Here is a 23,668-nt window from a genome sequence, read left to right as displayed (position 1 = left end):
ATGAATATTGTCATGGAATTGGCGCTGATTTTCGGCGTCTGTCTGATCGGCATCGGCATCGCGGAGCTGCTGCCCTTTACGGTACCCTACAGTGTGATCAGTCTGCTGGTGCTGACTTTTCTGCTGTACCGGAAAATCCTGAAACCGGAGCAGATTAAAGATGCCGGCGGGTTCTTCATCCGGAATATGGGTATTTTTTTCGTCCCGGCGGTGGTGGGGACCCTGGAATATGTGGAAACCCTGAAAAACTATCTGATCCCCTTCCTGGTGATCACCCTGGTGACCACGCCTCTGGTGTATTTCATTACCGGCTGGAGTGTCCAGATTTGTTTGAAACTGTGGAGAAAGAAAGGAGCCTCCCATGCCTGATGCATTTACCCGTACCCCGTTTTTCGGCCTGACCCTGATCTTCATTTGCTGGGTCCTGGGGGTGAAACTCCAGAAAAAGACCGGCTGGCTCCTGTGCAACCCGGTGCTCACGTCAGCCCTGATGATCGTGGTGATCCTGACGGTCACCGGGGTGCCCCTGAAGCATTTCAATATGGGCGGGTCGGTGATCACCATGCTCCTGGGACCGGCCACGGCGGTGCTGGCCCTGAATATTTATCAGCAGCGGAAGGTACTACAGGAGAACTTCCTGCCCATCCTGGTGGGCTGCACCATCGGCAGCCTGGGGAGCATCATTGCGGCTCTGGCCCTGTGCCATCTGTTCGGTACCAATTCCGTCTTTTCCGCCTCCATGCTGCCCAAAAGCGTCACCACGGCCATTGCCCTGGGGATTTCGGAAAACGGCGGGGGCATCCCGGGCATCACCGCAGGAGCGGTGGTGATCACCGGCATCGAAGGGGCGGTATTGGCTCCCTTCCTGAGCAAACTGTTCCATATTACGGATCCGGTGGCGGAAGGGGTGGCCATCGGTGCCTGCAGCCACGCTGTAGGCACCAGCAAGGCCCTGGAAATCGGCAAGATCCAGGGTGCCATGAGTTCCATATCCCTGTGTGTGTGCGGGATCATAACCACGGCACTGGCGCTGTTTTTTATGTGAAAAAGGGGGTGTGAAAGAATTCACACCCCCTTTTTCCTATTGCCAACTCCGAAGATTTTCGATAAAATAAAAATTAATATACACTATATCTGTATAAAATATCGATGATAAGTTGCTGTATTGTACAAAGGAGAAACCCATGGAGCAGCAAAACAAACAAATCCAGGAAGCGGTGGAAAGCTTCCGGCAGGACATGCTGGATTTTTGGAAGGATCTGATCAACTTCCAGGTCGGCAGCAAGGAAAAAGAACGGATGGAGACCCTGATGGAAAAGGTGTCTGCCTATCTCCAGAAGCTGGGAATGGAAAGCGAACTGGTGGAAACCGGGGCGGTCCCCCTGATCCGGGCCTGGTCCGGGAAGGAAAGGGCCGGCCAGCCCATCCTCCTGAGCGGACACCTGGATACGGTGTTCCCCAACGGCAGCTACCCGGAAAATCCCTTCACCATCAAGGAAGGAAAGGCCTATGGCCCCGGGGTCTGCGACATGAAGGGGGGGATTGTCATGGCGGTCTACCTGGCCAAAGTGCTGGAAAAGATCGGCTATGACCGGCATCCCATCAAACTGCTTTTCGTCCCCGATGAGGAAATCACCCACCAGGGGTCCCGGGCGGACCAGCTGCTGGCGGAAGAAGCCAAGGGCTGCCTGTGCGCCTTCAACTTGGAAACCGGCCGGATGGACAACTGCCTCACCGTAGGCCGAAAAGGCTGCATGGATGTGTGGATCACCGTCCACGGGAAGGCCGGCCATGTGGGCAATGCCTACACCAAATCCGCCAACGCCATTGAAGAAATGGCCCACAAAATCGTGGCCCTCCGGGCTCTTACGGACCTGGACAAAGGCCGGATCGTCAGCACGGACATCATTTCCGGGGGCACGGCCTCCAATGCGGTGCCGGATACCTGCCGGATCGAAGTGGACTGCCGGTACGATTACAATGAGGACAAGGACAAGCTCCAGGAAGCCATCCGGGCCATCTGCGCCGAGACCCATGTGGCCGGCACCCGGACAGAAGTGGAATTCCCGGCCTTCATGCCCGTCTTTGAACGGACCGAAGGCAATGACCACCTGCTGGCCCTGGTGAACCAGGCGGCTGCGGAATTCGGGATCCCGGCTTTCGGTGCGGCTCATCCCGGGGGCTGTTCCGATGCCTCCTTCATGGCCCAGGCGGGGATCCCCATCCTGGATTCCGTGGGGGTCCAGGGGGATGGAGCCCATACTCTCCAGGAATATGCCATCGTTGAAACCATGTTTGAACGGACCATGCTGCTGACCGCAGCCATCTGCCGTCTGTAACTGCTGTAAAGGGGAGTTGTTATGACAGAAAACAAACAGGACACCGTCCAGAAACCGGTGAACAAAAAAGTATCGGTACCCAGCCCGATCATTATCATCTTCTTTATCCTGATCCTTACCGCCATTGCCACCTATCTGATCCCGGCCGGGATCTTTGACCGGGTGAAGGATGCGGCCAGCGGCCGTATGGTGGTGGATCCCAACACCTTCCATTTCATCGCCAAGCATCCTGCCGGCTTCTTCGACGTGTTCAAGGCGGTGCCCCGGGGCGTCAAAGGGGCCAGCGGTATTGTAGGTTTCCTGATGATCATCGGGGGAGCTTTGAACGTAATGGCGGCCACCGGGGCCATCAACGGGGCTCTGGGCCATGTGGTCACCAAGGTGAAGGGTCGGGAAATGCTGCTGATCCCGGTGCTGCTCACCATTATGACCTGTCTCAGCACCTTTGCCGGCTGCAGCGAGGAATACATCGCCTTTGTGCCCCTGATCATGGCCGTATGCTATGCCCTGGGGTTCGACTCCATTGTGGCGGTGGCCATGCCTCTGGCCGCTGTAAGCGGGGGCTACGGAGCCGGGGTGACCAACGCCTTTACCGTAGGGGTGGCCCAGAGCATTTCCGGCCTGCCCATGTTCTCTGGCATCCAGGTCCGGGTGGCCATGCTGGTGGTGCTGATTGTGATCAATGTGGTGTATACCATGTGGTATGCCCGGAAGATCAAGAAGAATCCGGAAAGCAGCTACATGTACGATTATGACCAGATCTACCGTCCCCAGATGGACCTGAGTGCCTATGAAGGGGATAATGTGCTCATGACCGGCCGTCAGAAGATCATCATGGGCGGCTTTGTGGTCACCGTGGCCGCCATCCTGGTGGGGGTCATCAAATACGGCTTCTACATGGATGAACTGGCCGCCCTGTTCCTGATGATGGCGGTGTTCGCCGGCATTGTGGGACGGCTCAGCGTCAACGACTTTGCCAACGCCTTCATCGGCGGAGTGAAGAACATGGCCATGCCCTGCATGATGGTTTCCCTGTGCAAAGGGGTGACCCTGCTCATGGGGGACAGCAAGATCCTGGATACCATTATCTACTACCTGGCGGCCGGGCTGAATGTATTCCCTCATTCTCTGCTGGGCTTCGGCATGTTCATCGTCCAGGACGTGTTCAACCTGGTGGTGCCTTCCGGCTCCGGCCAGGCAGCCATCACCATGCCCATTATGGCACCGCTGGCGGATCTGGTGGGGCTCACCCGGCAGACCGCCGTCCTGGCCTTCCAGATGGGGGACGCCTTCACCAACATGATCACCCCGGCCAGCGGCACCACCATGACTGTGCTCACCGTAGCCGGTGTGCCTCTCCGGCGCTGGTGGAAGTTTGCCTTCCCTCTTTTGGGGCTGGAATGGATCTTTGCCTTCGTGGTGATGTGGTACGCTTCCGCTACCCATCTGGGACCCTTCTGATGGACGTATGGATGTCCGCGTATTGAGGACTTGAAAAAAACTTGTTGACAAATTTTCTCAAAAGCGTATAATAAAGCCCATAACAAAACATCAGACAGTGTTGAATGGGAAAAGTACTTGTCCAGTCTCACATTCCAGAGAACCTGCCGCTTGGTGCGAGGCAGGATGCTGAGAGGAGAAGGAAAATCACCCAGGAGCTGCCCGCTGAAAGATTCCAAGTAAGTGGGGCCGGCTGACAGCCGTTATTCTGTCCGGCATTGGAAGGGAAATCCGGAGATGCTAGTAAAGAGGTCGCAGCAGCGACAACAAGAGTGGTACCGCAGAGCACAGCGCTTTGTCTCTTACAGGAGACAAAGCGCTTTTCTTTTTCTCCCAGGGAAGCCATCAGCCGTTTGATTTTTGCAGAAAACATTTTTTGGAGGGGTAAAACATGAATCTGTTGACAAAAGTAAGTGGCTTTGTAGGGAAAAATCTCACCTGGCTGGTGCTGGCTACCATCGTGGGCGGCTATTTTGTTCCGGGGGCCTTTTCCTGGTCCGTCCATTACACTGTATGGCTCCTGGGTGTGGTGATGTTCGGCATGGGCATGACCCTCCATCTGTCCGATTTCAAACTGGTGCTCCAGCGGCCTAAGGAAGTCCTGGCCGGTACGGTGTGCCACTACACCATCATGCCTCTGGTGGCCTTTGCTCTCACCAAGGTGTTCCATCTGAGCCCGGATCTGGCGGTGGGCATGGTGCTCCTGGGTTCCTGCCCCAGCGGCACCGCTTCCAATGTGATGAGCTTCCTGGCCAAAGGGGATGTGCCTCTGGCCGTATCCGTCACCACTGTTTCCACCCTGCTGGCTCCTGTGATGATGCCCTTCCTGGTATGGGCCCTGGCCGGTGAATATGTGAATGTTTCCTTTGTTTCCATGGCTCTCACGGTGATGAAAGTGATCCTGGTGCCTCTGGTGCTGGGGCTCCTGGTCCACAAAGCCGTAGGGGAAAAGTTCCTGGCCCAGATTCAGAAAGTGCTGGTGCTGCTGTCCGCTTTTGCGGTGCTGTCCATCCTGGGCGGCGTGGTGGCTGTGAACGGAGCCAAGATCGTGGCCCTGGGTGCCTTTGTGGTGGTGCTGGTGCTGCTCCATAACCTGGTGGGCTTCGGCATGGGATATTTTATCACCGGGAAACTGGGTATGGGCAAACCCCAGCAGCATTCCGTGACCCTGGAAGTGGGGATGCAGAATGACGCCCTGGCCCTGTCCATCTGCGCCGTGTATTTCGCTCCTGCCGTGGCCATCCCGGCTGCTGTAGGCGCCGCCGTCCATCAGATCACCGGTTCCTTCCTGGCCGGCCTCTTCGCCCGGAACATGGACCGGTACGAAGCCAGAAAAGCCGCCAAAAAAGCAGCGGTGGCAGTGGGGGACTGAGTTAAAGGGAGTGCTGCACGTTCTGTGCAGCACTCCCCCTTTTTTTTTATGCTATAATATTCCCGTATCAGAAAGGCGGGAAATCGTATGTTGAAGAAAATCATGCTCCTTGGCTGCCTGCTGGCCCTTTTTCTGGGAGCCGGGTGCGGCAAAGAGACCAATAAAACAGAACAGGTCCATGTGGCTTCTTATCCGGGCTGGGTGGAAATCCAGGCCGGGGATCAGGAATCCTTTGCGGTGCCTCCGGAAATGATCCTCCAGAGCCAGGAAACCCGGGATGAACTGCTGAAAGCTCCGGACCTGGATCCGCTCTTGAAAAAATGGCTGGAAGCGGACCAGGAAGTGGTGAAGAGCCCCGGGTCCGTCATCGTCCAGAGCGGGAAACTGGATCCGGTGCCCTGGAATACCGATGAACACCTGGTGTGGGTGGAATTCAAGACCGTGGCCAGCCCGGAAAAAATGCCCCGGTACGGCCAGAACATCGGCCTGAAAGGGGACCAGATCAAAGAGTTCGGAGACATTACCCGAAAGAGCATCGAAGGGATCTATCATAAAATGACTCCGGAGGGCTATGAAGTGAAGTTCAGCAATTGGCAGCCCATGGCCAGCACCATTGTGAACGGGGTGGAAAATCTCCATACCAGCTATGACTTCCAAGTGCTCCAGAAGGGACAGCCTCTGATGACCTTCCATGCAGAACGGTGGACCCTGTTCAACCTGGACCGGGTCCATACCCTGACTGTGGTGTGGAACAAGGCGGATGACGGCTACTGGAAAGAAGACACCCACAAGCTCACCAACATCATCAACACCCTGAAGATCACCCCCAGCAAGGGGAAATAGGGGGATGTGAGGCTTTGTCAACGGTCAGCTGACAATCCAATTCCCTCTTGCGCGCCTCCATTCCCATAAATTATAATGATTCTAAATGATGTGGTTTTGTTTTGCATTTTTCCGGAAAGAAGGGGTTTGTATGACGGAAATCCGTGATATTGGCTTTATCGGTACGGGCATTATGGGAAAATCCATGCTGCGGAATCTGGGGAAGGCAGGGTATGCAATGCACTGTTATGCCCGGCATCCGGAAAAAGTGGCGGATCTGAAGGCAGAAGGGGTTACCTTTCATCCTTCCATCGCCGATCTGGCCGGTGCCTGCCAGTGCCTGATCACCATTGTGGGCTTTCCCCGGGATGTGGAGGAAGTCTATCTGGCCCCCGGGGCTCTTATGGACAGTGCCCGGCCCGGCAGCTTCCTCATTGACATGACTACCACCAGCCCCACCCTGGCTCAGAAACTGTATGCGGAAGGAACCAAACGGGGCTTCCATGTGCTGGATGCACCGGTGACCGGCGGGGATACCGGCGCCCGGAACGGCACCCTGTCCATCCTGGTGGGCGGGAAAAAGGAAGATTTCGATGTGCTCCAGCCGGTGTTCCGGGGCATGGGTACCAACATCAACTACATGGGAGAAGCAGGGATGGGCCAGCATGCCAAGATGGCCAACCAGATCATGATTGCCGGTGCCTTGTCCGGAGTCTGCGAAGCCCTCCGGTACGCCCAGGCCAACGGCCTTGATCTGGAAACCCTGTTGAAGGCAGTGTCCACCGGGGCGGCGGGCAGTGCCCAGCTGAATGCCTTCGGGCCCAAGATCATCCAGGGAGACTATGCTCCCGGCTTCTTCCTGAAGCATTTCATCAAGGACATGGGCCTGGCGGAAGAAGAAGCGGAAAAGAAGGATCTGAAGCTGCCGGTGCTCCACCAGGTGCTGAAGGAATACCGTTCCCTGGCCAAGGAAGGGAAGGGGGACCTAGGGACCCAGGCTCTGTTTACCTATTATGAAAAAAAGTAATGGACAAAACTGATTTTTGACGTTTTTCCGGATGGAAACGGATATACTGAAAGAAATCATCCCTGACAGGCATCAGGGCATCACAAATTATCAGAATAGAAAAAATCATCAGGAAAGGACGGGATTGTATGAGCAGCAAGAAATGGCTGGCCGCGGCAGCAGCTCTGCTGGCCTGCGGAACCCTCCTCCTGGCCGGCTGCGGCGGGGGAGACAAAAAGGCGGCGGATGGGAAGAAAGGGGTATCCGGGAATGTAATGGTCTACACCTCCATGTATCCGGATATCGTCAACTCCATGTGCAAACCGAAAGTCCAGAAAGCCTTCCCGGATCTGAAAGTCAGCTGGTTCCAGGGCGGAACGGAAAAGATCAAGACCAAAATCGCCGGGGAAGTCAAGGCCAACAAGATCAGCGACGATGTGCTGATGGTGGCGGATCCTTCCTATTACATCTATCTGAAGGAAAAAGGTCTGCTGCTGGATTATAAATCTCCGGAAACCAAGCATCACATCATGGAAGTGGACAAGGACGGAGCCTGGGCGGCTGTCCGGGTCTGCAACATGATTATCGCCTACAACAAGGACAAACTGAAACCGGAAGATGTTCCCACCAGCTGGCAGGATCTGACCAACCCCAAGTACAAGGGCCGGATTGCCATGCCCAACCCCCTGCTGTCCGGTACCGCCTATGTGGCCGTAGGGACCCTGGCGGACAAGTTCGGCTGGGAATACTTTGATGCCCTGAAAGCCAACGGCCTCCGGGTGGAAGAAGGGAACAGCGCCATCCAGAACAAGCTCCTGACCGGAGAATACATGGCCGCTATCATCCTGGAAGAAAACATCCTGAAGCTCCAGCAAACCAAGAAGGAACCTCTGGAAGTGGTTTATCCCAAGGAAGGCTGCATCCTGATTTCTTCCCCCATCGGGATCTTCAAGGCCACCAAGAACCCGGAAGGGGCCAAAGCCCTCACCGACTGGTGGCTGAGCAAGGAAGGCCAGGCGGCGGTAACAGCCGGCTGGATGCATTCTGTGCGGGATGATGTGGAAAAACCCAAAGGGGCCAAGTACAGTCTGAAGGAACTGCTGAAGAACGCTCTGAAAGTGGATTGGGAAAAACTCACCCGGGACGAATCCAAGATCAAGGAAGAATTCCGGTCCAGAGTCATGGATGCCTGATCCGGCGTGTTGCGGGACATGATGCCCAAGTATGCCTGGAGACAAAAGGAGTCAGGGTCGGGAATCCAGCCCTGGCTCCTTTCCTGCCTCATTGTGTCCAAAGGAGTGTATGGTGAAAAAGTGGAATTTGCCTCGAATCGACAGTAAGTTTGCGGTCATTGCCCTTACCGTCCTGGCTCTGTTGTATTTTATCGTGCTGCCTCTGGCGGTACTGATCTGGGACAGCGTGATGGTGGAGGGGACCTTTGACCTGAGCAATTATGCAGCGGTGTACAGCCAGAAAGTGAACCTGAAAGCCCTGCGGAACACCGTGGAGATTTCCCTTCTGGTGATGCTGCTCAGCGTGCTGATCACCTTTCCCCTGGCCTGGCTCATTGGCCGGACGGACCTGCCGGGACGGAAAAAGTTCCGGACCATCCTGGTGGCCAGTTACATGATCCCACCCTATGTGGGAGCCATTGCCTGGACCCAGCTGCTGAACCCGGATGTGGGCTATCTGAACCAGCTGCTGAAAACCCTGTTTTCCCTGTCCCAGGCGCCTTTCAACATCTATACCCGGGGCGGGATGATCTGGGTCCTGACCTTATTCTATTCTCCCTTTGCCTTCATTACCATTTCCCGGGCCATGGAAAAAATGGATCCTACCCTGGAGGAGGCTTCCCGGATCGCCGGAGCGTCTCCCCTCAAAGCCCTGTGGGATGTGACTCTGCCTCTTATGGCTCCCAGCATCTTGGCCGGGGGACTCCTGGTGTTCATCGGTGCCGGTTCCTGTTTCGGGATCCCGGCCATAGTGGGGATGCCCGGGAACATCGAAGTGCTCACCACCCGGATCGTATCCTTCGTGTACATGGGGGATGACCAGGGAATCCGGGACGCCACCACGTTAGCGGTTTCTCTGATGTTTCTGGCCAACGGGCTGCTGTTCTTCATGAGCTGGCTCATGGGCCGGAAGGACTACACCACCATCAGCGGCAAAAGCACCCGTCCGGTGCTGGTGGAACTGGGCCGTTGGAAAGGACTGGCCACTTTCTTTGTGGGGCTGTATGCCTTCCTTTCCGTGATCCTGCCCCTGGGGTCCATTGTGATGACCTCCTTCATGGTCAGCATGTCCAAGGGCATCCGGCTGGACAATTTCGGCATCGACGCCTGGATCCCGGTGCTGGAAAACAGCCAGTACCTGGACTGCATTTGGCGGTCCCTGGGCTATGCCTTCATTTCCGCCTGTGTGGGTACCCTGCTGGCCCTGTTTGTAGCCTATCTGTCCGTAAAGACCCGGGTGCCCGGCCGGTCCCTGCCGGATATCCTGGTGATGGTGGGGGGCAGTACCCCCAGTGTGGTCATTGCCCTGGCCCTGATCATCTTCTTTTCCGGCAACTATGGGCTGAACCTGTATTCCAGCATGTGGATCCTGATCGTCAGCTATCTGGTGAAATACATGACCATGAGTGTCCGGACCATTGCCGCTTCCCTGAGCCAGGTCTCCAGCAGTCTGGAAGAGGCGGGGCTCAACGCCGGGGCCGACTGGCTGCGGGTGTGCCGGGACATTATCATGCCCCTGATCGCCCCCTCCATTGTGGCCGGCTGGTTCCTGATCTTCATGCCCAGCTTTTATGAACTGACCATGTCCAACCTGCTCTACGGCAGTGACACCCAGACCATCGGGGTGCTGCTTTACGAGCTCCAGACCTATGCGGATACCCAGAATGCCTCCGTGCTGTCGGTGATCATCCTGGTGATCGTCATGGTGGGGAACCTGATCCTGAACAAGGTATCCAAGGGCAATATTGCCATTTGATGAGGAGGACTATTGTGGCTCAAGTAAAATTGGAACATCTCTACAAACGGTTCGGTGCCGTGACGGCCGTGGGGGATTTCAACCTGGAGGTGGCGGATGGGGAATTCATATCCTTCCTGGGACCCTCCGGATGCGGCAAATCCACTACCCTGCGGATGATCGCCGGCTTTGAACGGCCCACGGAAGGGAACATCCTGCTGGGGGACACCCTGGTGAGCAGTGCGGAATCCCATGTGTTCGTACCCCCGGAAAAGCGGAACATCGGCATGGTGTTCCAGTCCTATGCGGTATGGCCCCATATGACTGTGGCGGAAAACGTGGCTTATCCCCTGAAGATCCAGAAGGTCCCCAAAGAGGAACGGGACAAACGGGTGGCCGAGGCTCTTTCCATGGTCCATCTGGACAAGTACGGGGAACGGTATCCCAGCCAGCTGTCCGGAGGCCAGCAGCAGCGGGTGGCTCTGGCCCGGGCTCTGATCGCCCAGCCGGGTCTGCTGCTTCTGGACGAACCGCTGTCCAACCTGGATGCCAAACTCCGGGAAAGCATGCGGTTCGAAATCTCCTCCCTCCAGAAACGGCTGGGGATCACGGTGATCTACGTGACCCACGACCAGTCGGAAGCCATGACCATGAGTGACCGGATCGTGGTGATGAACGGAGGCGTGGTCCAGCAGGTGGGACGGCCTTATGAAGTGTATACCCATCCGGTGAACCGGATGGTGGCGGATTTCATCGGCCTGGTGAATTTCCTGCCGGCGGAAGTCCGGGGCGAACGGGTCTTTGTCCAGGGCACCCAGGTGTCCTTCCCCAATAAGGCGAACCTGCCGGCAGGGCCGGCCATCATCGGGGTCCGTCCGGAAAACATCACCCTGTCCAAAACCGGTGGGATGCTCCAGGGAACGGTGAAGCACCGGTTTTACATGGGAGATGCGGTGGATTACCGGATCCAGGTGGGAGACCATGTCCTCCGGGTGATGACCCACGGCAGCGCCTATCATCAGTGGGCCGATGGGGAACCCCTGTACCTGGATCTGGAAGACGTGATCCTCCTGAACAACGAAAAGAGCAATTATGTGATTACGTGAAGAAGAGGGTGTTGCACGTTATGTGCAACACCCTCTCTTCCATGGTATAATACCCCTATCCCAACTTTTAAGGAGGTTTTTCCCATGAACAAACAGATTGCAACTCCCAAAGCCCCCGGTGCCATCGGACCTTATTCCCAGGGTATCGAAGCGTCCGGCAAGACCGTGTATGTTTCCGGCCAGATCCCCATCGACCCGGCTACCGGTGAATTTGCCGGGACAGATATTGTGACCCAGACCCGCCAGTCCCTGACCAATGTGAAAAACATCCTGGAAGCCGCCGGCTACACCATGGAGGATGTGGTGAAGACTACAGTGCTTCTCAGCGACATTGCCGATTTCGGTCCCATGAACGAAGTGTACGGCACCTTCTTCACCGGCGTATGCCCGGCCCGTGCCTGCTTCCAAGTGGCCGCTCTGCCCAAAGGGGCCCTGGTGGAAATCGAAGCTTTTGCGTGCAAGTGATAAAAGGGGGCTGTTGCCATGGGCAACAGCCCCCTTTTTCACTCTTCCAACAATGCACTTTTCCGCTCCAGCCGGGTTACCGTTTCTTCCAGTCCCTGCCGGAGCACCGGGTAGGTGATGGCCCGAAGCCGGTCCACTGGACCGGAAATGGTCAGGACGAACCGTTTATCCTTCAGATGGAGGGGCATGGCGATGGCGGCCACCCCCTGGTCCACTTCTCCTTCCGAAATACAGTATCCGTCCTGGAGGATCTTCAGCAGCTGGTTCTTCAGGATCCGTTGCTTCGTCCGGTCCGGTTCCAGTTCCTGGAGCAGCTGCTCCCGCAGTTCTTCCGGCTGGGCGGCCAGCAGGGTCTTGCCTGTGGCGCCGCTGCGCAGAGGGACGATGTAGCCCCGTTCTCCCGCCACCCCCAGACGGTGCCGGCTTTTGGCCAGGTCCGCACAAATCCCCGTATGGCCCAGGAGCACGGACAGTACCACGGTTTCGTTGAACTTTTCCGCCAGCCGGTGCATTTCTTCCGACAGCAGATCCCGGGAGGTGTTGTGGACGGAAACGGCGGAAGCCACCAGCAGGATCCCGGTTCCCAGGTAGTACTTTCCGGTTTTGGCGGATTGTTCCATCCATCCAGCCTGCTGGAGGGTCCGGAGGATCCGGTAGACCGTGGTCTTGTGGAGCCCCAGGGCTTTGCTGATTTCCGTAAGGCTCAGGGTTTCCCGGCGCTGGGCGGCATACAGCTCAAGGATCCGGATGGCATGGAGGACGGAATGGACCGCCGGTGTGGTTTCTGCCATAACATTGAACTTCCTTTCCCAATGGATCTTGTTTTCCCTCATTATACGGAGAACCAAAAACAGGGTCAAGGAAAATTGTTTCGTTATAGTGTCCGTATTGCGAAATAGTGTCCAATTTCGTTGACTTCCCAGAGGGGTCTTCCTATAATGGTCCCAAGAGAAGGGAAAACCCAAGTACAGAAAGAAGAGGAGATTGCACATGGACAACTTCAGCCTGCAGAAACCTTTGAATATGGCCCCTACGGGCATTGCCACCTTTGCCAAAACCGACCTGGCGCCGGATATTTACAACCTGAATGCGGATATCGCCATCCTGGGAGCGCCGTTTGACCTGGCTATCCAGGGACGTACTGGCTGCCGGCTGGGGCCCCGGGGCATCCGTCTGGGTTCCACCCGGTTTACCTACAAAAAAGGCGGCACCTACGATTCCGAACGGAAAGAATTCTACATGGATACGGACAAATGGAAGGTGGTGGACTGCGGGGATGCGGATTATATCCCCGGGGACCTGATGGGTACCATGGCCAACCTCCGGGAAGCGGTCCGGATCATCCAGAGCCAGGGTACCATGCCGGTGGTGCTGGGTGGGGACTGCGCCGTGGACTTCCCTATGCTTCAGGGCATGGAAGGGGCCGGCAAGTTTGACATCATCCACATTGATGCCCATCTGGACTGGACCAAGCCTCTGGACGGGCAGAAATATTTCAATGGGTCTCCCATGCGGAACGCAGCCAGCCTGCCCTATGTGGGACGGATCCTCCATCTGGGGATCCGGGGCATCGGCAGCAGCGGCCCGGAAGACTTTGCAGAAGCCCGGGAACACGGGGACGGGATCTACTCCGTCCGGGACGTGCGGAAAAAGGGCATCGAGGCCATCCTGGACGAATTCCAGCCGGCGGACAAAGTGGTGCTCTGCTTCGACATCGATGCCATGGATGCGGTGTACGCTCCGGCCACCGGTTCTCCCATGTTTGGGGGCTTCAACTACGACGATGCGGTGGATATCCTGGAAGCCATTGCCAACCATACGGAACTGGTGGGGATGGTGCTGACGGAAGTGGCCCCTCCTTTTGACGATGTGGGGGGCACCACCGGGTATCTGGCGGCCCGGCTGATTTCTGACATGCTGGGGTTTGCCACCAAGGCCCGGGAAAAGAAACAGGAGTAAGCCATGACAGGGCTGCAGAAAAGGCGGCCCGGACAGTGGATCACCATGATCGGGTTCTGTGTGGCCATGGAGGTGATCCTGGCCCGGTTCCTGTCTCTCCATACCTGGAATCTGAAAATCGGCTTCAGCTTTCTGCCGGTGGCGGCGGCTGCCCTGTGGGGCGGGCCTCTGGCCGGCGGCATCACCGGGGCCCTGGGGGATCTGATTGGAGCCCTGCTGTTTCCGGTGGGAGCTTATTTCCCCGGATTTACCCTGTCCAGCTTCCTGGATGGGGTGGTGTACGGCTGGTGCTTCCGCCGGGGCATCGGCAAGCGGCAGATCCTGTTGGCGGTGCTGGTGGTCCAGGTGGCCATCAGCCTGCTGCTGAACACCTTTTGGCTCACGGTATTGTTCCAGGTCCCCTGGAAAGACCTGGCCACTCTCCGGCTGTTCCAGTGCGCTGCCGGGATCGTGATCAAGTTCGGGATCCTGAGCCTGGTACTGCCGGTATTGAAGAAACATCTGGTTCCCTTAGGAAAATAAAAGATGGGTGTGCTGCACGTCTTGTGCAGCACACCCATCTTTTCAATCTGCTCCTAAAGGTATTTCTTCTTTTTCTTTCTTTTCCTGGATCTCCTTCCAAAGTTTTGCAGCCATAGGAGCCCAGGCTTTGGCATAAGCTTGGCAGCTGCCGCAGAGGGTATCCACGTCTTCCGGAGACTGGAGATCGGTGGAACGGGCTCCGGAGCGATGGACCATGGCTTTCAGGCAGTCCGGGTTCTCCAGCATGGGACAGGGCCGCAGGTGGTTTGCATTGAAAGGCTGCCCTTTGGCATATTCCTGGAACAGGGGCTGGCGCAGGCAAGTGAGTAAGTCGTCCCGGTTGATGTTGGCGTTGGAATAGTGGATGAATACGCAGGGCTCCACATCTCCGGCTGGGTTGATGTGGCAGTAGTTCCGTCCTCCAGCGATGCAGCCTCCGATGAATTCCCCATCGTTCTGGAAATCGATGGGAAACAGAGCGATGGGACTGTCACTGCGGCGGATCTCCCGGATCCGCCGGACCATATAGGCACGCTGTTCCGGGGTGGGCAGCAGATCTAGGGACGCTTCGTTGCCCACGGGCATATAATGGAAGAACCAGCTGTACCAGGCTCCGTTGTCTACCAGCATCTGGAGGAAACGGTCACTGGTGACGGTCTCGATGTTCTTCCGGGTGTAGCAGATGGATGTCCCGAAGAAAATCCCGTATTTCTTCAAAAGGGCCATGGCGTGCATCACTTTATCGAAATCACCTTTGCCACGGCGGCTGTCATTGACTTCCCGATAGCCTTCGATGCTGATGGAGAAGCTCAGGTTCCCCACGTCCACTACCTGGCGGCAGAAATCCTCATCGATCAGGGTGCCGTTGGTGAAGGCGTGGAATTCACAGTCCGGATGGGCCCGGCAGAGCTTCAGGATATCCCCTTTCCGGACCAGAGGTTCGCCCCCGGTCATCATGAAGGTATGGACCCCCAGGGCTTTCCCCTGAGTCACGATCTTGTCCATGGTTTCATAGGAAAGGTTCAGGGTATGGCCGTATTCCGCCGCCCAGCAGCCGATGCAGTGCATGTTGCAGGCACTGGTAGGGTCGAACAGGATGGTCCAGGGAATGTTGCAGTGGTATTTTTCCCGGCAGGCTTTCCGGGTCTTCAGTCCATAAAATCCCGATTCAAAACCCAGATTCATGATCCCGGTTTTCAGGATATGGGGATTCAGGGTATCCAGGCCCCGTTCCACAAACTTCCACCATTTTCCGTCCTGGCGAATCAGTTCCCGGGCACCGGCAAAGGAGGAAGGGGCGAAAAAGCTCCCAAAGAATTTCTCCATCAGATAGGAAAGACGGAGCAGGGATTTCTTCCGTTCTTCCGGATCTTTTACAGACAGTACATGATCAACCACCGTTTCCACGGCTTTCCGTTCAGCATCATGGATCAGCTTGCTTTCCATGATCCCTCATCTCCTTCATTACAACTTCAGATATAAGTATAGCAGACGGAGATTAAAAGTCAAAAAGACAAATCAATTTCACAATTAAAAAATAAACAAAGAGAAAAGTGTAACATGGTGTTACAAAAAAAGCTGTGAAGAAATGAGGATCCATTTCTTCACAGCTCCTTACAAAAAGTGCTCCAACAACGCAAACACGCCGCCTCCGGCCAGCACTGCTACGCCCAGGGATTTGGTCTTCAATACCAGGGGAGTGATCAGCAGGGTGGTCAGCAGGGGAATGTTGTGGAGGGACAGGTTCAGGCGGCCTTCTGTCAGGAAAATATCCGGGAACACCAGGGCTCCGAAAATGGCCGGAGGCACAAAATTCAGCCACACCTTGAACCAGTGGGGAATGGGATGTTTCCGGATAATGGCCATGGGGATCACCCGGGGCAGGAAGCCGGTCAGGGCCATGATCAGGATTACACAGAGAATATAAGTCTGGTTCATGCTTCACTGCCTCCTTCCACAGGCCCGCAGTCTTCTTCCGCTTCCGGCGCTTTTTCCGGCTGGATTTTCTTTTCATGCTTCAGGTATACCCAGGCGGCCAGTCCGGAAGGGATCAGGGACGCCAACACAATATGGAGCTTGTAGGGTACCACCTGGGACAGCACCACAGCCAGGATCCCGGCAGTCAGGCCGGTGATCACCATGGTCCGGTTCTTCAGGTAGTTGGACCAGATCCCTAGGAACATGGCGGTAAGGATGTAGGACACCAGGGACAGATCCAGGTGGATCAGCCGGGAGGCATAGCAGCCGAAGGCGTTGGCTACTGCCCACACCCCCATGCTGAGGATATCCAGGCCCAGCGCTTCTTCATGGGTCCAGTGGTCCTGCCCTTCCTGGAAGGAAGAAAGGTTCACCGCAAAGGTCTCATCGGTGGTACCGTAGGCGAACAGCCCGGTGTAGAGTCCTGATTTTTGAGAGACCAGAGGAGCCAGAGTGGAGGTGAACAGGGAATACCGGAGGTTCACCATCAGGATGGTGAGAGCAATGGAAATATAGGAGGCACTCTGGAGCATCATGGCGATCCCGATGAACTGGGAACTGCCGGCAAAGGCCAGCACGCTCATAATGAACATATGGAAGGGATTCAGGCCGGCCTTTTCTCCCAACATGCCGCAGGCCATTCCCAGCACCCAGTACCCCAGGATAATGGGAGCGTCTTTCTGCAGTACACGTCGTGTAATATAAGCCATGAACAAAACCCCTCTTTCTATGTATAATGGATACAGAATTCTTTGTCCCATATTATATACCAGTTTACGAATTTTTACTATAAAAACGCAAATATGGTATAATGAACCTATGACACAATATTGCAGAGGGACTTTTGTTACGAAAAGCACCCAAAAATCAAAGCTATCATTCGGGAGTGATAATTATGGCAGAAATCAGACCTTTTGCTGCCCTGCGTCCGGTTCCGGAACTGGTCAGTCAGATTGCTGAATTACCTTATGATGTAATGAGCACCCAGGAAGCACGGGATATCCTGAAAAAGAATCCTCTGAGTTTCGTCCGGGTCACCCGGGCGGAAGCGGATCTGCCGGAAAATGTGGCAGAATCGGATCCCAGGGTTTATGCCAAAGCCCGGGAAAACCTGGAGAACTATGTGGCCAAAGGCCAGATGAAACAGGATCCCCAGCCCTGCTACTATATCTACCGGCAGCAGATGGGGGCCTATATCCAGATCGGTCTGGTGGCTGCCGCCTCTCTGAAGGAATATAAAGAAGGAATCATCAAACGCCATGAACTGACCCGCCAGGTGAAGGAAACGGACCGGGTGAATCACATTCTGTCCACCAAAGCCCAGACCGGGCCGGTGTTCCTGGCCTACCGAAGCAAGGGGCTTTTGACCGCCTTCCTGCTGGAATACATGGGCAGCCATACGCCGGTGTACAATTTTGTAGGGGATGACAAGATCCGCCACACCCTGTATGTAATCAGCGAACCCCTGAAGGTAAAGGAAGTGACCCGTCTGTTCCAACAGGTGCCGGAACTGTACATCGCCGATGGCCATCACCGGTGCGCCGCAGCCCTGCGGGTGGCGGAAGAACTGGCCAAACGGCCGGGTCAGACCGGAAAGGAAGAATACAACTACGTGCTGTCCGTGATCTTCCCCTCCAACATGCTCCATATCCTGCCCTACAACCGGGTTGTCCGGGATCTGGGAGAACTGAGCGAAGAGAAGTTCCTGGAAATGGTCCAGGAAAACTTCCTGTTGGAAAAGGACGACCGGCCGGTGGAACCTCAGGTTCCTCACACCTTCGGCATGTATATCAGCGGCCAGTGGTACCGGCTGACCGCCAAACCGGATACCTATCCCACCGCTGACCCCATCCATTCCCTGGATGTAAGCATCCTCCAGGACAATCTGCTGGCACCGGTGCTGGACATCGACGATCCCCGGACGGATCCCCGGATCGACTTTGTGGGAGGCGTACGGGGGCTGGGAGCCCTGGAAGACGCGGTGGACGGGGAAGATGCCACCGTGGCTTTCTCCCTGTACCCCACTTCCATGGATCAGCTGATGACGGTGGCGGACAAGGGACTGGTGATGCCTCCCAAATCCACCTGGTTTGAACCGAAGCTCCGGGACGCACTGACTGTACACTTAATAGGAGATGAACAAGATGGGAAGAATCTTTAATTTCGGGGCAGGGCCCTCCATGATGCCCCTGCCGGTGCTGGAACAGGCCCAGCGGGAACTGCTGGATTACAAGGGAAGCGGCATGTCCATGCTGGAAATCAGCCACCGGAGCCCCCTGTTCGAGGAAGTGAACGACCAGGCCCAGGACCATATCAAAAAACTTCTGGGCATGGATGACAGCTGGAGCGTAATGTTCATGGGCGGCGGGGCCACCCTGCAGTTCTCCATGATCCCCATGAACTTTCTGACCCCCGGGAAGACCGCGGCTTATGCCATTACCAGTACCTTCTCTGAAAAGGCCATCAAGGAAGCCCATAAAGTGGGAAATGCGGTGGAAGTGTACAGCAGCAAGGCCACGGGCCTGGACCGGGTGCCCCGGCCGGAAGAACTGGTGCTGCCGGACAACTGCGCCTATCTCCATCTTACCGGGAACTGCACCGCAGAAGGCCTGGAATATTTTGACTATCCGGATACGGGAGATGTGCCCCTGATCGTGGACATGTCTTCTGACATCCTCAGCCGGCCCATCCCCTTGGACAAGTTTTCCCTGATCTACAACGGGGCTCAGAAGAACATCGGTCCTGCAGGGGTCACGGTGGTCATGGCCAAAAAGGATTTCCTGAAGGGACGGGATCCTCAGCTGCCCATTATGATGAACTACGAAACCTATGCGGACCACGATTCCACCTACAATACCCCGCCGGTATTCGGCATCTATCTGGTGGATCTCATGTCCCAGTGGCTGCTGGACCAGGGAGGCCTGGAGAAGGTGGAACAGCGGAACATCGCCAAGGCCAGAAAGGTCTATGACGTGCTGGATGCCCATCCGGACTTCTACAAGGGCCATGCCCAGAAGGACAGCCGGTCCCTGATGAACGTGACCTTCAATCTGCCCACCAAAGACCTGGAAACCCGGTTCGTGGAAGAAGCCAAGGCTTGCGGCATGGCAGGGCTGAAGGGCCACCGGGCCGTAGGGGGCATCCGGGCTTCCATCTACAACGCCATGCCGCTGGAAGGCGTCCAGAAGCTGGTGGACTTTATGGAAGATTTCTGGAAGAAAAATCGCTAAGGACGTGACACCATGTTTATTTCCCTGTCAGAGGGAATATTGACCATCCGGGCGGATGGCATCTGCACCACCTCCCTGGCAGCGGTGATGCTGCTTTTGGGGGTGTGGCTGAAGGGACAAAGCCGGCTGCTGCGGAAATACTGCCTTCCTGCACCGGTGGTAGGGGGCACCCTGGCTATGCTCCTGGTGTTCCTGGGCCACGAAACCGGGCTGTTTCAGATGGAATTCGATACCCAGTTCCAGATCCCCTTTATGATTTCCTTCTTTACGGCGGTGGGACTGGGCGCCAAGCTGTCTGCCTTCAGCAAAGGGGTGAACAAAGGCGGGAAACTGCTGCTGGTCTACTGGCTGATCACCGCCTTCATCTCCCTGTGCCAGAATCTCATCGGCCTTGCCGTAGGCCGTGTGATCGGCCTGGAACCGGCCTATGCCCTGCTGTCTTCTGCCATTTCCATGGTGGGAGGCCATGGGGCCGCCGGGGCCTACGGGAGCACCTTCCTGAAAATGGGGTATCCCGCCAGTATGGAAGTAGGGGCCTCCGCCGCCACCTTCGGGCTCATTGCGGCGGTGATGTGCGGAGGGCCCATGGGCCGTTTCCTCATTGAAAAATACCATCTCCATTCGGAAGACACGGAAGAGGTCCAGTCCCTTCCGGAAAAAACCAGGGAACTGACTCATCAGCAGATGGCCAAACTGGACATCCTGATCAATGTGGCGGTGATCCTGATCTGCATGGGCCTGGGGGTCTGGCTGGCCCAGGGGGTGGGAATCCTGCTGAACATGACCTTCCCCAGTTATGTGTGCGCCATGTTTGTGGGGGTGCTGGTCCGGAACCTGAATGAAAAGTTCCAGGTATACCGGTTCAGTGAATCCCTGGTGGGGTCCTTCGGGGAAATTATGCTGAACCTGTACCTGGCCATTGTGCTCATGTCCCTGAAACTGTGGGAAATGGCCGGGATCCTCAGCGGGGTCATGCTCATTGTGCTGGCCCAGGTGGCTTTCATGCTGACCATGTGCTATTTTGTGGTGTTCCGGCTGCTGGGGAGCAACTACGATGCGGCGGTGATGTGCGCCGGTCTCTGCGGCCACGGGCTGGGGGCGGTGCCCTCTGCCATGGTGAACATGACGGTGCTGGCGGACCAGTACGGCATGAGCCGGAAAGCCTTCCTGATCGTGCCGGTGGTGGGGTCCTGCCTGGCCGATCTGGCCTATCAGCCCCACACCCTGCTGTTGATCAAGCTGTTTGTGGAGAATCTGAATTAGGGGGTGTTGCTGAGCAGCACCCCCCTTAATTCACAAGAAGTTTGACTTTTTGACATTGACAGGGTTACAAAAATCGGATACTATGCAGAGTAGAGAAGGAAATTTTGACAGTTCTTTACAAGGAGGAACGGACAGATGAAAAAAGGTCTGGTGATTTTCTTTGCGGTGGTCCTGCTGCTGGCCGGGTGGATCTTCGGGTCCTACAACGGGGTGGTCACCGCCAACGAAAATGTCAATGGAAAATGGAGCCAGGTGGAAACCCAGCTCCAGCGGCGGAGTGATTTGATCCCCAACCTGGTGAATACGGTGAAGGGATATTCCGCTCATGAAAGCCAGGTGTTCACCGATGTGGCCAATGCCCGGGCCAAACTGGCAGGGGCCCAGAACGTCAGCGAAGCGGCCCAGGCCAATGGGGAACTGAGCAGTGCTTTGAGCCGGCTTCTGGCCATTTCCGAAAACTATCCCCAGCTGAAGGCCAATACCAACTTCATCCAGCTCCAGGATGAACTGGCCGGGACGGAAAACCGGCTGGCGGTGGCCCGTAAGGACTACAACGATGCGGCCCAGGCCTACAACGCCAAGATCAAAAGCTTCCCCACGGTGCTGGTGGCCCGGATGATGGGCTTCCAGGAACGGAGCTATTTCAAGGCGGATCCCCAGGCCCAGAAGGCGCCCCAGGTGAAGTTTTAACCGGGGGAACACCATGAAAGGAGGAGGCCTATGAAACGGCTGCTGCTGCTTCTGGTGCTGGTCTGCCAAATGGTCTTTGCCCCGCTCCAGGCAGGAGCGGCAGCCCAGGTCCCGCCCCGGCCCACATCCAGCATCTATGTCCAGGACCAGGCGGGGGTCCTGTCCCGGAGCACCCGGGACACCATCCGTGCCTACAGTACGGCCCTGGCTCAAAAGACCAAGGCCCAGATTGTGGTGCTGACGGTGCCCAGCCTCCGGGGCCAGTCCCTGGAGGACTATTCCCTGACGGTGCTCCGTCAGTGGGGGATCGGGGACAAGGAAAAGAACAACGGGGTCCTGCTGCTGGTGGCAGTCCAGGACCGGAAAAGCCGGATCGAGGTAGGGTATGGGCTGGAAGGCACCCTGCCGGACGGGCTCACCGGACGGATCCAGGACCAGGCCATGCTGCCCTATTTCCGTCAGGGGGATTATGACCGGGGCATCCTGAATGCCTATTCGGCCATCCTCCAGATGGTGCTGAAAGAGTATAATCTTACCCCTCAGGACCTGCAGGTGGAAAAGACCCTGCCGGCCAAACAGGGGGACAGTGTGACCGTATCTCCCCTTATGGCAGGGGCCGGGCTCCTGGGGATCCTGATCCTGTTTCTCCTGGACCGGGTGCTTTTGGGAGGCACCCTGTTCCGTTTCCTCTTTTACCTGTTCTTTTTCCGGGGCGGCGGCCGCGGAGGCGGCGGCTTCGGCGGAGGAGGCTTCGGCGGAGGAGGCTTCGGAGGCGGCAGCTACGGGGGCGGCTCCGGAGGCGGCGGGGGCTCCAGCAGGAGTTGGTAGGGGGCTGTGGAGCAGCCCCCTGGACAACGGTCAGCTGACAAAAAAGGGTGTTGCACGCAACGTGCAACACCCTTTTTTTACTATTAGAACCGGAAATCCCGTTCCCCTCCATCGATTTTCTGGAGATAGGATTCGCAGGTGGCTCTTACTTGCGGGTTGGGAATGTGGTTCAGTTCTCTTTGGATGGCTTCCATGCCTTTCTGGCGGGTTTCCGGGGAGGCGTAGTCGTCCAGGTATTCCCGGAGGGTCAGCAGGGCATTGGGCTGGCAGCAGTTGGAGATTTCTCCCGTTTTGGCCAGGCTCATGAACCGGTCCCCGGTGCGGCCGGCCCGGTAGCAGGCGGTGCAGAAGCTGGGGATGTACCCGTCGGTGAGGAGCCAGTTGATCACCTGGTCCAGGGTCCGGTTGTCATTTACTTCAAACTGGGCGGAATCTTCTTCTTCCTCTTCTGCATAGCCTCCTACGCTGGTCCGGGAAGCGCCGCTGATCTGGGAAACCCCCACTTCCAGTACAGCTTTCCGGGTGGCAGCGGATTCCCGGGTGGAAATGATGATCCCGGTGTAGGGAACGGTGATCCGCAGGATGGCCACGATCTTCTTGAACATGGCATCGGAAATGGCGTTGGGGAAGGATTGGACGGAAATGTCGTCGGCCGGACGGATCCGGGGCACGCTGATGGTGTGGGGCCCTACCCCGAACATGGCTTCCAGGTGTTCCTTGTGCATCAGCAGGCCGGCAAAGTCATACCGGTACATATTGAGGCCGAACAGCACCCCGACTCCCACGTCGTCGATGCCCCCCTCCATAGCCCGGTCCATGGCTTCCGTATGGTAGGCATAGTCATGTTTGGGACCGGTGGGATGGAGCTTTTCGTAGTTTTCTTTATGGTAGGTTTCCTGGAACAGGATGTAGGTGCCGATACCGGCTTCCTTCAGCTTCCGGTAGTTTTCCACGGTGGTGGCGGCGATGTTCACGTTCACCCGGCGGATGGCGCCGTTTTTGTGTTTGATGCTGTAGATGGTATGGATGCATTCCAGGATGTAGTCAATGGGGTTGTTCACCGGATCTTCCCCGGCTTCCAGGGCCAGCCGTTTGTGGCCCATGTCCTGGAGGGCAATGACTTCTTTCCGGATTTCGTCCTGGGTGAGCTTCTTCCGGGCAATGTGTTTGTTCTTCATGTGATAGGGGCAGTACACACAGCCGTTGACGCAGTAGTTGGACAGATACAGAGGGGCAAAGAGTACGATCCGCTGGCCATAGATCTTGTCCTTGATTTCCCGGGCCAGGTCATAGATCCCTTCCAGGATGGAGGGGTCTTCGCAGGCCAGGAGCACGGAAGCTTCCCGGTGGGTGAGGCCTTTCAGGGTCCGGGCCTTTTCCAGAAGGCTCCGGCAGTAGTCCAGGTCTTTGCTCTGCTTATCCGCAAAGGCCAGGGTGTCCAGGATTTCCTGGTGGTTGATGAATTCATCCGCTTTCGGAGATGCAGGATTGTACGGTATGGTCATTTTTTCCTCCCCTTTGCTCCCTCTGAAATAGAAAAAAAGGAGCCCGGCCTGAAAAGGGCCCAGCTCCCCCTGTGATTCGTTCCTGTACTGCCTTAGTACTCGGTTCACCTTGTACGC

23 protein-coding genes and 1 other annotated feature are annotated in these 23,668 nt (G+C 56.6%); of the genes, 18 read left to right on the top strand and 5 right to left on the bottom strand.

Going from position 1 to position 23,668, the window contains the following annotated elements:
- From ACTQY1_RS00660 to ACTQY1_RS00610, 11 genes are all read left to right on the top strand, one after another.
- Nucleotides 1–369 (top strand): CidA/LrgA family protein, encoded by a 369-nt coding sequence (locus ACTQY1_RS00660; protein WP_154487563.1) that lies wholly within the window; start codon nt 1–3, stop codon nt 367–369.
- On the top strand, nt 362–1,045 hold the full coding sequence (locus ACTQY1_RS00655; RefSeq protein WP_302573757.1) for an LrgB family protein: 684 nt from the start codon (nt 362–364) through the stop codon (nt 1,043–1,045). Before ACTQY1_RS00660 ends, ACTQY1_RS00655 begins: the two co-directional genes overlap by 8 nt.
- Nucleotides 1,046–1,184: 139 nt before the next feature.
- Nucleotides 1,185–2,339 (top strand): M20 family metallopeptidase, encoded by a 1,155-nt coding sequence (locus tag ACTQY1_RS00650; RefSeq protein WP_441373717.1) that lies wholly within the window; start codon nt 1,185–1,187, stop codon nt 2,337–2,339.
- 21 nt (nt 2,340–2,360) lie between these two features.
- Nucleotides 2,361–3,800, top strand: a complete 1,440-nt coding sequence (locus tag ACTQY1_RS00645; RefSeq protein WP_022488006.1) for a YfcC family protein — start codon at nt 2,361–2,363, stop codon at nt 3,798–3,800.
- Nucleotides 3,801–3,891: 91 nt separating this feature from the next.
- Nucleotides 3,892–4,145 (top strand) — a binding site (T-box leader).
- A gap of 85 nt (nt 4,146–4,230) precedes the next feature.
- Nucleotides 4,231–5,211 (top strand): bile acid:sodium symporter family protein, encoded by a 981-nt coding sequence (locus tag ACTQY1_RS00640; RefSeq protein ID WP_022488007.1) that lies wholly within the window; start codon nt 4,231–4,233, stop codon nt 5,209–5,211.
- 87 nt (nt 5,212–5,298) lie between these two features.
- A complete protein-coding gene (locus tag ACTQY1_RS00635; RefSeq protein WP_308664036.1) occupies nt 5,299–6,054 on the top strand; it encodes a hypothetical protein in 756 nt (251 codons plus the stop codon).
- Between the two features lie 130 nt (nt 6,055–6,184).
- Nucleotides 6,185–7,060, top strand: a complete 876-nt coding sequence (locus ACTQY1_RS00630) for an NAD(P)-dependent oxidoreductase (protein ID WP_308664037.1) — start codon at nt 6,185–6,187, stop codon at nt 7,058–7,060.
- A 128-nt stretch (nt 7,061–7,188) separates the two neighbouring features.
- Nucleotides 7,189–8,232, top strand: coding sequence for an ABC transporter substrate-binding protein (locus ACTQY1_RS00625; RefSeq protein ID WP_154487573.1), 1,044 nt, complete (start codon nt 7,189–7,191; stop codon nt 8,230–8,232).
- Nucleotides 8,233–8,344: 112 nt separating this feature from the next.
- Entirely contained in the window at nt 8,345–10,027 is a 1,683-nt protein-coding gene (locus ACTQY1_RS00620) for an ABC transporter permease (protein WP_022488011.1), read from the top strand.
- A 14-nt stretch (nt 10,028–10,041) separates the two neighbouring features.
- On the top strand, nt 10,042–11,112 hold the full coding sequence (locus ACTQY1_RS00615; protein ID WP_308664038.1) for an ABC transporter ATP-binding protein: 1,071 nt from the start codon (nt 10,042–10,044) through the stop codon (nt 11,110–11,112).
- Nucleotides 11,113–11,196: 84 nt separating this feature from the next.
- Entirely contained in the window at nt 11,197–11,577 is a 381-nt protein-coding gene (locus ACTQY1_RS00610; RefSeq protein WP_022486751.1) for a RidA family protein, read from the top strand.
- 38 nt (nt 11,578–11,615) lie between these two features.
- On the opposite strand, the gene ACTQY1_RS00605 is transcribed toward ACTQY1_RS00610, so the two are convergent.
- A complete protein-coding gene (locus ACTQY1_RS00605; RefSeq protein WP_022486752.1) occupies nt 11,616–12,368 on the bottom strand; it encodes an IclR family transcriptional regulator in 753 nt (250 codons plus the stop codon).
- Nucleotides 12,369–12,567: 199 nt separating this feature from the next.
- Between ACTQY1_RS00605 and ACTQY1_RS00600 the strand changes: the two genes are divergently transcribed.
- The gene (locus ACTQY1_RS00600) at nt 12,568–13,536 is read left to right on the top strand and encodes an agmatinase (protein ID WP_154487579.1); all 969 of its coding nucleotides are present in this window, start codon (nt 12,568–12,570) and stop codon (nt 13,534–13,536) included.
- Nucleotides 13,537–13,539: 3 nt separating this feature from the next.
- A complete protein-coding gene (locus ACTQY1_RS00595) occupies nt 13,540–14,058 on the top strand; it encodes a folate family ECF transporter S component (RefSeq protein ID WP_154487581.1) in 519 nt (172 codons plus the stop codon).
- A gap of 42 nt (nt 14,059–14,100) precedes the next feature.
- Here the strand turns inward: ACTQY1_RS00595 and ACTQY1_RS00590 are convergent, their stop codons facing one another.
- The 3 genes from ACTQY1_RS00590 to ACTQY1_RS00580 all read right to left on the bottom strand — a co-directional run bounded on the left by ACTQY1_RS00590 (nt 14,101) and on the right by ACTQY1_RS00580 (nt 16,745).
- On the bottom strand, nt 14,101–15,504 hold the full coding sequence (locus ACTQY1_RS00590) for a radical SAM protein (protein WP_441373716.1): 1,404 nt from the start codon (nt 15,502–15,504) through the stop codon (nt 14,101–14,103).
- Between the two features lie 168 nt (nt 15,505–15,672).
- Nucleotides 15,673–15,996, bottom strand: coding sequence for an AzlD domain-containing protein (locus tag ACTQY1_RS00585; protein WP_022486756.1), 324 nt, complete (start codon nt 15,994–15,996; stop codon nt 15,673–15,675).
- Nucleotides 15,993–16,745, bottom strand: a complete 753-nt coding sequence (locus tag ACTQY1_RS00580; protein WP_195839598.1) for an AzlC family ABC transporter permease — start codon at nt 16,743–16,745, stop codon at nt 15,993–15,995. Before ACTQY1_RS00580 ends, ACTQY1_RS00585 begins: the two co-directional genes overlap by 4 nt.
- A 185-nt stretch (nt 16,746–16,930) precedes the next feature.
- Here ACTQY1_RS00580 and ACTQY1_RS00575 point away from each other — a divergent pair, with 185 nt between their 5' ends.
- The 5 genes from ACTQY1_RS00575 (at nt 16,931) to ACTQY1_RS00555 (ending at nt 22,046) form a co-directional block, all read left to right on the top strand.
- Entirely contained in the window at nt 16,931–18,196 is a 1,266-nt protein-coding gene (locus tag ACTQY1_RS00575; protein WP_441373715.1) for a DUF1015 domain-containing protein, read from the top strand.
- Nucleotides 18,180–19,265 (top strand): 3-phosphoserine/phosphohydroxythreonine transaminase, encoded by a 1,086-nt coding sequence (gene serC, locus ACTQY1_RS00570; protein WP_441373714.1) that lies wholly within the window; start codon nt 18,180–18,182, stop codon nt 19,263–19,265. Before ACTQY1_RS00575 ends, serC begins: the two co-directional genes overlap by 17 nt.
- 12 nt (nt 19,266–19,277) lie before the next feature.
- Nucleotides 19,278–20,528 (top strand): sodium/glutamate symporter, encoded by a 1,251-nt coding sequence (gene gltS, locus ACTQY1_RS00565; RefSeq protein ID WP_302158247.1) that lies wholly within the window; start codon nt 19,278–19,280, stop codon nt 20,526–20,528.
- A 135-nt stretch (nt 20,529–20,663) separates the two neighbouring features.
- A complete protein-coding gene (locus ACTQY1_RS00560) occupies nt 20,664–21,218 on the top strand; it encodes a LemA family protein (protein ID WP_022486761.1) in 555 nt (184 codons plus the stop codon).
- A 30-nt stretch (nt 21,219–21,248) separates the two neighbouring features.
- Nucleotides 21,249–22,046 (top strand): TPM domain-containing protein, encoded by a 798-nt coding sequence (locus tag ACTQY1_RS00555; RefSeq protein ID WP_441373713.1) that lies wholly within the window; start codon nt 21,249–21,251, stop codon nt 22,044–22,046.
- A gap of 83 nt (nt 22,047–22,129) precedes the next feature.
- Here the strand turns inward: ACTQY1_RS00555 and hydG are convergent, their stop codons facing one another.
- The gene (gene hydG / locus ACTQY1_RS00550; protein ID WP_154487595.1) at nt 22,130–23,551 is read right to left on the bottom strand and encodes a [FeFe] hydrogenase H-cluster radical SAM maturase HydG; all 1,422 of its coding nucleotides are present in this window, start codon (nt 23,549–23,551) and stop codon (nt 22,130–22,132) included.
- Nucleotides 23,552–23,668: the final 117 nt, after the last annotated feature.

Source organism: Acidaminococcus sp. HCP3S3_G9_1, assembly GCF_052122455.1.
Lineage (GTDB): Bacteria > Bacillota > Negativicutes > Acidaminococcales > Acidaminococcaceae > Acidaminococcus.
Note: the sequence above shows the minus strand (reverse complement) of the source record. Positions and strands in the feature narration are given on the sequence as shown.